General features: G+C 62.2%; 10 protein-coding genes. 7 read left to right on the plus strand and 3 right to left on the minus strand.

Annotated features, from left to right (window positions below; translation table 11 throughout):
- Positions 1-10 precede the first annotated feature (10 nt).
- The 4 genes from queA (at position 11) to lpdA (ending at position 4,673) form a co-directional block, all read left to right on the plus strand.
- Complete coding sequence (gene queA, locus AAC077_RS02070) at positions 11-1,090, plus strand: tRNA preQ1(34) S-adenosylmethionine ribosyltransferase-isomerase QueA (RefSeq protein ID WP_339766283.1); 1,080 nt, start codon at positions 11-13, stop codon at positions 1,088-1,090.
- A 102-nt stretch (positions 1,091-1,192) separates the two neighbouring features.
- Positions 1,193-2,470: an MFS transporter gene (locus tag AAC077_RS02075; protein WP_339766284.1), complete on the plus strand. Its 1,278-nt coding sequence runs from the start codon at positions 1,193-1,195 to the stop codon at positions 2,468-2,470.
- A gap of 116 nt (positions 2,471-2,586) precedes the next feature.
- Positions 2,587-3,183 carry a DUF924 family protein gene (locus AAC077_RS02080; RefSeq protein WP_339766285.1) on the plus strand — a complete coding sequence of 199 codons (597 nt, stop codon included), beginning with the start codon at positions 2,587-2,589 and terminating at the stop codon, positions 3,181-3,183.
- Between the two features lie 95 nt (positions 3,184-3,278).
- Positions 3,279-4,673, plus strand: coding sequence for a dihydrolipoyl dehydrogenase (gene lpdA / locus AAC077_RS02085; RefSeq protein WP_339766286.1), 1,395 nt, complete (start codon positions 3,279-3,281; stop codon positions 4,671-4,673).
- A gap of 90 nt (positions 4,674-4,763) precedes the next feature.
- Here lpdA and AAC077_RS02090 read toward each other — a convergent pair whose 3' ends face one another.
- Entirely contained in the window at positions 4,764-5,987 is a 1,224-nt protein-coding gene (locus tag AAC077_RS02090) for a calcium-binding protein (RefSeq protein ID WP_339766287.1), read from the minus strand.
- Between the two features lie 314 nt (positions 5,988-6,301).
- Here AAC077_RS02090 and AAC077_RS02095 point away from each other — a divergent pair, with 314 nt between their 5' ends.
- Both AAC077_RS02095 and AAC077_RS02100 read left to right on the plus strand, forming a co-directional pair.
- A complete protein-coding gene (locus AAC077_RS02095; RefSeq protein WP_339766288.1) occupies positions 6,302-7,066 on the plus strand; it encodes an SDR family oxidoreductase in 765 nt (254 codons plus the stop codon).
- A 269-nt stretch (positions 7,067-7,335) separates the two neighbouring features.
- Entirely contained in the window at positions 7,336-8,049 is a 714-nt protein-coding gene (locus AAC077_RS02100) for a ribonuclease E inhibitor RraB (protein WP_339766289.1), read from the plus strand.
- Between the two features lie 75 nt (positions 8,050-8,124).
- Here the strand turns inward: AAC077_RS02100 and AAC077_RS02105 are convergent, their stop codons facing one another.
- Positions 8,125-8,490: a VOC family protein gene (locus tag AAC077_RS02105; protein WP_339766290.1), complete on the minus strand. Its 366-nt coding sequence runs from the start codon at positions 8,488-8,490 to the stop codon at positions 8,125-8,127.
- Positions 8,491-8,638: 148 nt separating this feature from the next.
- Here AAC077_RS02105 and AAC077_RS02110 point away from each other — a divergent pair, with 148 nt between their 5' ends.
- Positions 8,639-9,802: an MFS transporter gene (locus AAC077_RS02110; protein ID WP_339766291.1), complete on the plus strand. Its 1,164-nt coding sequence runs from the start codon at positions 8,639-8,641 to the stop codon at positions 9,800-9,802.
- On the opposite strand, the gene AAC077_RS02115 is transcribed toward AAC077_RS02110, so the two are convergent.
- Complete coding sequence (locus tag AAC077_RS02115; RefSeq protein WP_339766292.1) at positions 9,792-12,482, minus strand: VWA domain-containing protein; 2,691 nt, start codon at positions 12,480-12,482, stop codon at positions 9,792-9,794. The genes AAC077_RS02110 and AAC077_RS02115 overlap by 11 nt on opposite strands.
- Between the last annotated feature and the right edge of the window lie 88 nt (positions 12,483-12,570).

The raw sequence follows: 12,570 nt of genomic DNA on the forward strand, positions 1-12,570 counted from the left end.
GGGCGGGGTCATGAAACTGACCGACTTCGACTTTGACCTGCCCGACGGGCTGATCGCGACCCGCCCTGCGGTGCCGCGCACCTCGGCGCGTTTGCTGGTGGCGGATGCCGCGCAGATACACGATGCGCAGGTGTCCGATCTGCGGGAATGGCTGCGCGCGGGCGACCGGCTGGTGCTGAACGACACGCGGGTGATCCCGGCGCGGCTGTCCGGGCTGCGGGCGCGGATGTCGGCGCAGGGTGCCACCGAAGCGCGGATCGAGGTGACCCTGCTGGAACCGCGCGCCGATGGCACGTGGTCGGCTTTGGTCAAGCCGCTGAAAAAGCTGAAGGTTGGCGAGGTCGTAAGGTTTTCCGACGCGCTGTCGGCGACGCTGGAAGGCACCGAGGACGGCCAAGGCCATTTGCGGTTCAACCTGACCGGCGATGATTTCGACGCGGCGCTGGCCGAGGCCGGGGCGATGCCGCTGCCGCCTTATATTGCCGCCAAACGTCCCGCCGACGCGCAGGACAAGCACGATTACCAAACCGTCTGGGCGCGCCATTCCGGCGCGGTGGCCGCTCCCACGGCGTCGCTGCATTTCGACGACGCACTGCTGGCCGAGCTGGCGGCGATGGGCGTGAGCTTTACCCATGTGACGCTGCACGTTGGGGCGGGCACTTTTCTGCCGGTCAAGGTGGACGATGTGACCACCCACAAGATGCACGCCGAATGGGGCCACGTCAGCGCCGAAGCCGCCGCCGAGATTGCCGCGACCAAGGCGGCGGGCGGGCGTGTGATCCCTGTGGGCACCACCGCCCTGCGCCTGATCGAAAGTGCCGCCCGCGACAGCGGCGCCGTGCAGCCGTGGGAAGGCGAGACCGACATTTTCATCTATCCCGGCTTTGCCTTTCAGGTGGCCGACGGGCTGATGACCAATTTCCACCTGCCCAAATCCACGCTGATGATGCTGGTGTCGGCCCTGATCGGTCAGGACCGCATCCGCGAGATTTATGCCCACGCCATCAAGAAATCGTATAGATTCTTCAGTTACGGTGATGCGTCGCTTTTGCTTCCCCACGGGGCAGGCGACCCAAACAGACCGCAATAAGTCGTTTTCATCCCTGACCGCACCCATATGGTGTGAAACAGGGGGACGACATCCTTTCCACCGCAGCACCAGCCACACACGCGACATATATCGGAGCGCAAAATGTTATCAGTTTTATCCAGTGCCTGGGCCTTGCTGTTCGGTATGGGGCTTTTGATGGTCGGCAACGGGATGCAGGGCACGCTGCTGGGCATTCGCGGCAACATCGAAGGGTTCTCCACGCTTGAGATGTCGATTGTCATGTCGGCCTATTTCGTGGGCTTTCTGGGGGGCAGCCGGATGGCGCCCAACATGATCCGCCGCGTCGGCCACGTGCGGGTGTTCGCGGCGCTGGCCTCGCTGATTTCGGCGGTGATGATCCTGTATCCCACCTTTGCCGAGCCTTGGGCCTGGACGCTGGGGCGGGTGTTGATCGGGTTCTGTTTCTCGGCCGTTTACGTGACCGCGGAAAGCTGGCTGAACAACGCGGCCACAAACGAAAATCGCGGGCAGTCGCTGTCGCTGTACATGATCGTGCAAACGCTGGGCATCGTCGCGTCGCAAGCCTTGTTGGTGACGGCAGACCCATCCGGCTACGTATTGTTCGTGATTCCCTCGGTGCTGGTCAGCCTTGCGGTCACACCTATTTTGCTGTCGATCAGCCCGACACCGGCCTTTGACACCACCAAGCCGATGTCGCTGCGCGCGCTGGTCAATTTCTCGCCCTTGGGTTGCGTCGGCATGTTCTTGCTGGGGGGCGTGTTCTCGGCCCAGTTCGGCATGGCCTCGGTTTACGGCGCGCAGGCGGGGTTGAGCATTCCGCAAATCTCGACCTTCGTGGCGATGTTTTTTGTTGGCGCGGTGATCCTGCAATACCCCATCGGCTGGATTTCCGACCGGATGGACCGCCGCCTGTTGATCGTGGCGGTCAGCGCCATCGGTGGTGCCGGGTCGGTCCTGGGTATGCTGATGGGGCATAACTTTACCATGCTGCTGGTTTCGGCCTTTGTGGTCGGTGGCATGTCCAACCCGTTGTATTCGCTGCTGATTGCACACACCAACGACTTTCTCGAACTCGAAGATATGGCCGCCGCATCTGGTGGGATGCTGTTTCTGAACGGTCTGGGCGCGGTTGCGGGCCCGCTGATCACCGGCTGGCTGATGGACAATGTTGGACCGGGGGGCTTTTATCTGTTCACCGCCGTGCTGTTCGCAGCGCTTGTGGTCTATGCGATCTATCGGTCGACCCAGCGTGCTGCCGTTCCCGTGGATGAAACCGGATCGTTCGTGGCGATGTCGCCTGCGGGCACCACGGTTGTGGGCATGGAGATCGCGCAAGAGTGGGCGATTGAATCTGCCGAAGCCGCACAAGACGACACCGATGGATCAGAAGCGGCTTGATGCCTATGAAACCAGCGGCGCCGGATTTATGTCGCCGCTGTTGCATTTCGTGAATTGAACCATTGTTACAAAACTTTAACAGTGCAGGGGCAGAGCAGGCGCAAACGGAGTACCCCATGCCCAAGCAAACCGAAGTGACCTCGGATGACGTTCTGAAATTCTGGCTGGATGCGTGTTCGCCCGCCGACTGGTACAAGGCCGACGACGCCTTTGACAGCCAGATCCGCGACCGCTTTGAAGGTGCCTGGCAGAACCTGTGCGACGGCCACTATTCGCTTTGGCTGACCCATCCTAGCGGCGCGCTGGCCTATATCATCCTGGCCGATCAGTTTCCCCGCAACATGTTCCGCGGACAGGCCAAGGCATTTGCCAGCGACCGCATCGCGCTGGCCGCGGCCAAGTCGACGGTCGACAAGGGGTGGGACATGCGCATCGACCCGCCCGCGCGGCAGTTTTTCTATATGCCGATGATGCATTCTGAAAACCTGTGCGATCAGGAACGCTGTGTGCGCCTGATGTGCGAGCGTATGGACGACGGTGGCAACAACCTGCTGCACGCGCGCGCGCACCGCGAAGTGATCCGCAAGTTTGGCCGGTTCCCGTACCGCAACGACGCTTTGGGCCGCAGTTCGACGTCGGTGGAACAAAGCTATGTTCAGGATGGCGGTTACAGCACCACCGTCAACGCGCTGGAGCAGGTCGCAGCGGCCTGACACGGGTCTTGTGTCCTGAAACCTTGCGGTTGTGACAGGATGGGATATGGTTTAACGCTAAACTATATCCCATTTCGCAGCCAGCGAGGACACATATGGCCGAGACTTCCTTTGATCTGATCGTGATTGGCGCAGGCCCCGGCGGCTATGTTGCCGCGATCCGTGGCGCACAGTTGGGCATGAAAGTGGCCATCGTCGAGCGTGAAAACCTTGGCGGCATCTGTCTGAACTGGGGCTGTATCCCCACCAAGGCGCTGTTGCGCACGTCCGAGGTGTTCCACCTGATGCACCGGGCCAAGGAATTCGGGCTGAAGGCCGAGAATATTGATTTTGATCTGCCCGCCGTGGTCAAACGGTCGCGGCAGGTGGCGGGGCAGTTGTCGGGCGGCATTGGCCATCTGATGAAAAAGAACAAGATCACCGTGTTCATGGGGGCCGCCACGCTGCCCGCCAAGGGCAAGGTCAAGGTGAAAACCGACAAGGAAACGCTGGACCTGAGCGCCAAGAACATCGTTCTGGCCACTGGCGCGCGGGCACGCGAGTTGCCGGGGCTGGAGGCTGACGGCGATCTGGTCTGGACCTATCGCCACGCGCTGGACCCGAAACGGATGCCCAAGAAGCTGCTGGTCATCGGGTCGGGTGCCATCGGCATCGAATTTGCCAGCTTCTACAACACGCTGGGCGCCGACACGACCGTGGTCGAGGTGATGGACCGCGTGCTGCCGGTGGAAGACGAGGAAATCTCGAAATTCGCCAAGAAGCAGTTCGAGAAACAGGGCATGAAGATCATGCAAAAGGCGATGGTCAAGAAACTGGACCGCGCCAAGGGCAAGGTCACCGCGCATATCGAAGTGGGCGGCAAGGTCGAGACGCAGGAGTTCGACACCGTCATTTCCGCCGTGGGCATCGTCGGCAACGTCGAGGATCTGGGGCTGGAAGAGCTGGGCGTGAAAATCGACCGCACCCATGTGGTGACGGACGCATACTGCCGCACCGGTGTCGAGGGTCTGTATGCCATCGGCGACATCGCCGGTGCGCCCTGGTTGGCCCACAAGGCCAGCCACGAGGGCGTGATGGTGGCCGAGCTGATGGCGGGGATGCACCCGCACGCGGTCAAACCCGAAAGCATCGCGGGCTGCACCTATTGCTATCCGCAGGTTGCATCGGTCGGCTATACCGAGGCCAAGGCCAAAGAACTGGGCTATGACGTCAAAGTGGGCCGGTTCCCGTTCATCGGCAACGGCAAGGCAATCGCACTGGGCGAGGCAGAGGGCATGGTGAAAACCGTGTTCGACGCCAAAACCGGCGAGTTGCTGGGCGCGCATATGGTCGGCGCGGAAGTGACCGAGCTGATCCAAGGCTATGTGGTGGGCCGCCAGTTGGAAACCACAGAAGAAGACCTGATGAACACCGTCTTCCCGCACCCGACGCTGAGCGAGATGATGCACGAAAGCGTGCTGGATGCTTATGGTCGTGTGATCCATATGTAGGGCAGGGACTGCCCCACGAAAAACCGCCCGCAGGTGATGCCTGCGGGCGGTTTGCGTTTTGAAAGGTGTCTTGGGGGGGAATGAAGCGCCTTAGATAAAGTCCATCATGATGAAAAACTGTTCCTCGGTGGCAAACGAGCCGCCGTTGATGATCATCTCGGCTTCGCCGTTGAAATCCACGGTCCAGACGGACCCGACATTGGTGGCCGAAATACCGGCATCGCGGATCGCCTGAAACCGGTCGCCCAGATCCAGATCCATCACGCTGGCATCCAGCCCTTCGAACCCGTCCAGCAGCAGGTGGTCGCCGCCAAAGCGGGTGATGTCCACCAGCTTAGTGCCGCTGATCTTGCCGCTTTCAAACACAAATGTGTCCGCACCGTTCTGGCCGTGCAGCACGTCATTGCCGCGCCCTGCAATCAGCACATCGTCGCCCGCACCGCCATAGATGGTGTCGCGGTTCTTGCCGCCATCCAGCGTGTCGTTGAAATCACCGCCGTAAAGGATGTCGTTGCCTTTGCCACCTTTCAGGTGGTTCACGTCATCCAGCGCATCGCTGTCGCCGTTCAGGTCCGAGGCATAGAGCGTGTCGTTGCCCAACCCGCCGCGCAGCACGTCGCGCCCCGCACCGCCCACCAGCATGTCGTCGCCCGCGTCTCCGTTGATCTTGTCGCCGCCCATGCCGCCGCGCAATTCGTCGTCGCCACGGCCCCCGATCAGCAGGTCGTTGCCGTCGTCACCGTACATGGTGTCGTTGCCGTCCAGCCCGCGCAGCCGGTCGTTGCCGTCCAACCCGTGCAGCACATCGCCCAGTTCGGTGCCGCTGAAAATGTCCACGTCATCCGTGCCGGTCCAGTCCAGCGGCTCGGGCGGCAGCACGTTCACCAGATCCTCTTCGGCCCACGAGGTGACCAGCTCGCGTGGGGTGGGGCCTTCGCCGTCAAAGTCGATGTCGATCTTGAACCCGCCGCCGCGTGTGTCGATCAGCGTCAACTGGTCGATCTGGATGTCACCCGCAGCCTGAAGCCAGTTGTTCAGCGTGTTGATGTTGGACATCTCGGCCGGGCTCAGCGGCGCGGGCCAGTTGCCGGTAAAGAAGGCCGTCACCGATTGCGGCACGCCGTTCACGGTGCCCAGGTTCATGGTGATGGTAAAGATGTTCTCGGTCTGGAACGTGGTTTCGGGCGCACCGGCCAGCACCGACGACGTGGGCGGAAAGCTATAGGCCGTCTGGTTGAAAAATGTCAGGTCCACATCGTCCAGCGTAAGCTGTTGCAATGTGTTCAGATTGATCGCGGTGTAGGATACGGGCATGGTTGAATTCTACCTCTTTGGAATGTGTAAGCGTTTGGAATAAGGTGAATTAAGTCATGTTTCTGTTTTGCTTCAAGATGGATAATGCAGGGCAAAGATGACAATTGCCGTTAGGCTTGGCCAGGCTATGTCAAGTGACATAACCTTGCTGCGTGCAGGGGGCGGGAACACGATTTTCTGTGCCTGAAATCGGGGCAGGGACGGCGGAAATCGCCCCTACACGCGCAGCGATAGCCTTTACAGTGCGCCTACGGCGCGTATGCCTTGATGCGTCAGCGCATCGCTGAACATTTCGACAAAAGGACACAAGCGCCATGTCTGACAAAACCCAGGACAACAGCCCGTTCAAGAAACCCACCGTCGCCGTCACCGGTGCCAGTCGCGGGATCGGACATGCCATCGTCAAGGAATTCCACAACTCGGGCTGGGAAGTGTTCACGTTGGCCCGCACGCCATTCTCTGACGTGTGTCCCTGGGCAGAGGGGATCGTGCAGCACATCGAGATCGACCTGGCCGATCCGGTGTCGATCCGTGCCAGCATGGCCGAGTTGAAGAGACGTCTGGGCAACCGCGGCCTGAACGCGCTGGTCAACAACGCCGGTATCTCGCCCAAGGCCGAAGACGGCGGGCGGATGTCGGCGACCGGCACCTCGCTGGAGGATTTTCAGCGGGTGATGATGGTCAACCTGATGGCGCCGATGATGCTGTGCAGCGAACTGCTGGGCCCCTTGCAACAGGCCAAGGGGGCGGTGGTGAACGTGACCTCGATCGCGGGCCAGCAGATACACCCCTTTGCGGGGTCCGCCTATGCGGTGTCCAAGGCGGGCCTGTCCGCGCTGACCCGCGAGCTGGCGTTCGAGCTGGGCGACAAGGGCGTGCGCGTCAACGCCGTGTCACCGGGTGAGATTGCCACGTCGATCCTGTCGGCGGGCACCGAGGAAATGGTAGAGCAACAAGTGCCGATGAAACGTCTGGGCAGCCCTGCGGAAGTGGCCGAGGTGGTCAGCTTTCTGTGCAGCGCAAAGGCGTCTTATGTGACGGGGGCGGAGATTCCGATCAACGGCGGGCAGCACGTTTAAGCGGGCAGAATGAGCAGGGCACCCCTGTTTTGGGCCCCAGGTGATCGTGGCGTTCGATTGCAGCGGTCGCGACGCGGTTTGGTTCATAGCACAGCTTTGGTCGCGCGTTGACCTTGGTTCGCTGCTTGTGCAGTACTGGCACCCCAAGACAATCGGAGCCCCCGCAAATGATAAAGCAGATCGCCGCATCGTTATGTCTCCTCTTCGCGGCCGTTCACCCGATCAGTGCGCAGCCTGTGCACCTTGCGTCCACTGAAGACGATGTTTGGATGATTTTTGACCGCGTGGCGTCTGATGGCATGCCGCTGGTCGTTGTGGCCCGCGCGGGCACAGCGCCTGCACACATGCGGTTGTCTGCGGGACACGTAACGGTCGTGACATGCCGGGCCGATCTTGCAAACATCGGCGCGCGGGGGATGCCGCAAGGCACCGCTGGCCTTTACGCGCTTGAAGACACGCTTGCCGTGGCGCCGTCGTTTCGTGCGGCGGGCGCTGTCCAGATCGCAAGTGTAACCGGTCAGGGTCAGCGCCTGATGTATCTTGTTCATCGCGACCCGCTGGACGTGACGCCAATTCTGGACGCAACGCCAGTACAGGGCTTTAGCTGCGCGGCCGAGGAGGTGGAGGATCGCAAGGCGCTGGTGCAGTTTTTGACACCCAGCCCCGTCGACATCCGGTTGGACGGAGATCGGCGCGTTATCGCAGTGCTTCATGAGAACGGTGATGACGGGCTGATACCGCGAAAGACGGATTTCTGGTTTTACGGGCGGCGCGGATCGCTAACGGATCTTGCCGACGGCCTCGCGGCGCATGGGTTTTCAGTTGACCAGTGGCTGAGCGGACCTGTCGGCGTTGTTCTGACGCGTGACATGCCGGTCAGCTTTCCCGAATTTTACGAACTGACGCCCGTTATTCTGGATATGGCAGAGCGTGCCGGGGTCGAATACGATGGATGGCAGACAATGCTGATGTCACGGCCATAGACAAAGCCGGGTGACGACGAGACCCGCCAGACGTCGCGCAATACGGTGGTTGGTTGCAGGGCGGTCAGGGCCGTCTCAGGACGTCTTGAACGCCCGGTTCGAAATCTGGATTGCGTTTTTCGCGGGGTCTTTTGCATTGGCAAAGACATATCCGTCGGCTTGGTGGATCTTGCCGAACTCAAGGCCGTCTTTCCGCGCGGTTTCGCAAAATGCGGCGACGTCCTCGACATCGAACACCAGCTTCACCAGAACCTGACCTGCGCGCTGCCCCTTGGCGGCGGGATGCAGCAGGATGGTTATGCCCGTCGACAGCGGTCTGAGTTCGACGATGCGATCGGTGTCACTGCGCACAATTGAAAAGCCGAAGTGGTGCGCATAAAATTCGGCCATGCTGTCGATCTGACCCGTGTAAAGGATCACCCGTCCAAGTGCCGGTGCCATAAGCTGTCCCGCGGAAAATTGCGCATATGCCACGGGTATCACACCGGCGCAGTCTGCGACAACTGCGGCCGCACATTGCATGACATCTTTCCGATCCGGCGAACCTCTGTCACAACACGGGCATCCCGTCTGACTGAAAGCGCCCCATATGACCCGCACCCCCATCGCCCTTGTGTTCGCTCTTTGGGGCGCGGGGCTGGGGGCGGCGGCGCAGTACGGCAAGATCAGCGTGATCTTTGACCAGTTGCCGCAGCTTTACCCCGATGCGGGGGCTGCGATTGGCTGGGCGGTGTCGCTGGTGGGCTTGCTGGGGATCATCTTTGGCGTGGTCGCGGGGCTGCTGGTGGCGCGTATCCGCTATCGTCGGGCGCTGCTGATGTCGCTGTGGCTGGGCGCTGCGGTGTCGGCGGTGCAGGCGATGATGCCGTCGTTTCAGTGGTTTCTGGCCCTGCGCGCCATCGAAGGGCTGTCGCATCTGGGGCTGGTGGTCGCGGCACCCACGCTGATCGCGCAGATCACAGCGCCACAGGATCGCGGCTGGGCGCTGACCCTGTGGGGCACATTCTTTGGCGTGGCCTTTGCGGTGCTGACATGGGCGGGGCTGCCGCTGGTGGCTGTTCGGGGCGTGCCTGCGCTGTTCATCGCGCACAGTCTGTACATGGCGGGCTTTGCCGTAATGCTGATGGTCTGGCTGCGACGGTTGCCGGGGACGGGGCCGGACACGCCGCTGTCGCTGGGGCAGGTGCTGCGCAGTCATGTGACGATCTACAGCTCGGCGCGGATCGCGGCACCGGGGCTGGGCTGGCTGTTCTATACATTTTGTTTCGTGTCGATCCTGACGGTTCTGCCGCCCTATATCCCACAGGACGTGCGGGCGCTGGTTATGGGGGCGATGCCGCTGACATCCATTGCCGTGTCGATGACCCTTGGCGTGTGGCTGCTGGGGCGGCGCAGTGCGGTCTGGGTGGTCTGTGTCGGCTTTGGCCTCAGCGCGCTGTCGATCCTGTGGCTGTGGGTGCAGCCCGGCCTGCCGCTGGCCTGTCTGGCGCTGGCTGCCGCGATGGGGCTGATACAGGGCGCAACCTTTACCGCTGTTCCACAGTTGAACGGCACCGCGGCCACTCAGGCGCAGGCCAACGGGGCGATGGCGCAGATGGGCAATCTGGGCAACACGCTGGGCACGCCGGTGATGGCGGCAGCATTGGCCGGTCTGGGGTACACCGGGCTGCCATTGCTGGCAGGCACGGCCTTTGTCGCGGGGCTGGCGCTGCACCTGTTGCTGGCGGCACAGCGCCGCCGCGTTACGGCGTGACGGTGAACGGCTGGCGCGCCATCACGCGGTTGCCTTCGTCCATCATGTAGAACAGCTCGTAGTCGCCGGGTGTCTCGGGCAGCTTCAGCTTCGCGATCTCGCCTTTTCTGGCATAGACGTATGTTTCGTAGCTGACCGACCCCGGCGCGCCGATGCCGATATAGTCCCGCGCATAGCCCGGCCCCTCAAAGGGGATGGCAATGGTCGTGCCCGCCGCCCCGCTGGCGGGTGCGTTCAGGGTCACGGTGACATCGGTGACCGTCAGCGGTACGGTGGCGATCACCAGATTGTCCTGATCCAGCACATAGCGCAGTTCATAGTCGCCGGGCGTTGCGGGCATTTCGACCCGCGCGGGGTTGCCGTCCTTGGTGTAGACATAGTTGATATAAGGCTCGTCCGGTTTGGCCACGGCGATAAAGTCGCGCTTGTAATCCGGCCCTTCCCACCGCACGGCCACGGTCGCACCCACGGGGGCATCCTGTGGCGGCGTGATCCCGGCGGTGACGGCACCGACGGTGATCATGGCGGTGGCGATGATCTCGCGGTCCTGATCCAGCACATAGCGGATTTCATAGTCGCCCGGTTCGGTTGGCATCAGCAACTGCGCCGGTGTGCCGTTCTTGGTGTAGGCGTAGTTGACATATGGCTCGCCCGGTTTTCCAACAGCGATGAAATCGCGCGTGTAATCCGGCCCTTGCCACGGCACGGCAACCATCGCCCCCGCGACGGCCTGCGCAGGTGGCGTCACGCTGGCCTCGGCCGCCGCGATGGTGATCGTGGCGGTGGCGATGATTTCGCGGTCCTGATCCAGCACATAGCGGACCTCGTAATCACCGGGCTCAATCGGCATCAGCAACTGGGCCGGCGTCCCGTTCTTGGTGTAGACATAGTTGATATAGGGCGCGCCCGGTTTGCCGACAGCGATGAAATCGCGTGTGTAATCGGGGCCTTCCCACGGCACTGCGACGGTCGCACCGGCGGTGGCCGTGGCGGGGGGCGTCACGCTGGCGGCGACAGCGACCAGCGTGATCGGCGCGGTGGCAATCACCTCGCGGTCCTGATCCAGCACATAGCGGATTTCGTATTCACCCGGTTCGGTCGGCATCAGCAACTGCGCAGGTGTGCCGTTGCGGGTGTATTCATAGTTGATATACGCCTCGCCCGGTTTGCCGACCGAGATGAAATCGCGTTTGTAATCCGGCCCTTCCCACGGCACCGCGATGGTCGCACCAACGGTGGCCTGCGCGGGCGGGGTGACCGAGGCGGTCACATCCACCACGTCGATCACGCGGGTGGCGATCTGCGTGCGGTCCTGATCCATGACATAGCGCAGCTCGTAGCGGCCGGCCTTGGTCGGCATCGTGACCGAGGCGGGGCTGCCATCCTTGGTGTAGGCATAGTTGATGTACGGCTTGCCCTGTTCCCCCACGGCGATAAAGTCGCGCTTGTAGTCCGGCCCCTGCCACGTGACGGCCAGTTCAGAACCGGCCGGCGCTGTCTCGGCCGCTTCGATCAGGGCGGTGACCGGCGTCACTGTGATCGGGCGGGTGCCGATCACGGTGCGGTCCTTCTGGTAATAGCGCAGCTCGAAATCGCCCTCGCGCGGGGGCATCGTGACGCTGACGGGGTTGCCGTCGCGCACGTAGGTATAGTTGATCACACGGCCACTGTCGTCTAGCGGGTCGACGACGGCGATATAGTCGTCCTTGCCAGCCGGTCCTTGCCACGAGACCTGCGTGTCGCTGCCCATGGGGGCGCTTTCGGCGGCCTCAAGCGTGGCTTTTACGGCGGGCTTTTCAAACACCACGGTCAGCGTGTTGTCGTTGCCCACGATGACCTGCAATTGCGCGTCCAGCGCGGTTTCGACCTGCGCGCGGTAGGCGGTGATTTCGTAGGCCCCCGGCAGCACGTCCAGTACCAGCGGGTTGGTCTGTTCGTCGGTGGTCAGCACGGTGCCGTCCGGCCCTGTCACCGTCCACATCACCGGATCGTCCAGCAGCGGTGCATTTTCGTCGCCTTCGACCGCGCGCAGGATGGCGGGGACAGGGACCGGCGCGGTTTCCGTGGCCACCGTGTTCAGCGCCGCCGTCAGCTCGTCAGCATTTGAGGCGGTCAGAAAGGTGCCGCCGGTTTCTTCGGCCAGACATTGCATCTGGGCCAGCGCCTCGGCGTCGGTCACGTCAAAGCCGATGACGTGGGCGGTGAAATCAATGCCTGCCTCTTCCAGCAGGCGCGCGGCGGCGCATGGATCGGGATTGCAGGTTTCGATCCCGTCGGACACCAAAATAACGGTGGCCTTTTCCTCGGTATAGCGCAGCGCCTGTGCGGCGGCGATCACCGCGTCGGTCATTGGCGTCTTGCCCAGCGGCTTGATCCCGCGCACCGCCTGGCCGATGGCGTCGCGGGTGTCGGGGCCGGGGGGCACGACGGTTTCGATGTCCGTACAGTCGCCACGGGTGCGGTGGCCGTAAACGGTCAGGCCCAGTTGCTGGTCGGCGGGGATTGTGGTCAGCAATTTGCCCACAACGTCCTGCGCGATGGCAATCTTGGCCACATCGTCGATCTGGCCCCACATCGAGCCTGACCCGTCCAGAACCAGAATTGTATTGGCGCGATCCTGCGCCACCACGGGTTGCGCGAGCAAACCCAGAAAACAAATGACTGCCAGCAGATACCGCATCGTGAAACCTCGTAGGATAAATGTGAACTGAATATGCAGCAATTCAGACCATGACTTTGCCAGCCAGTCCATCCCAAAGTCGCCAGCC

The organism is uncultured Pseudosulfitobacter sp., assembly GCF_963976325.1.
Lineage (GTDB): Bacteria > Pseudomonadota > Alphaproteobacteria > Rhodobacterales > Rhodobacteraceae > Pseudosulfitobacter.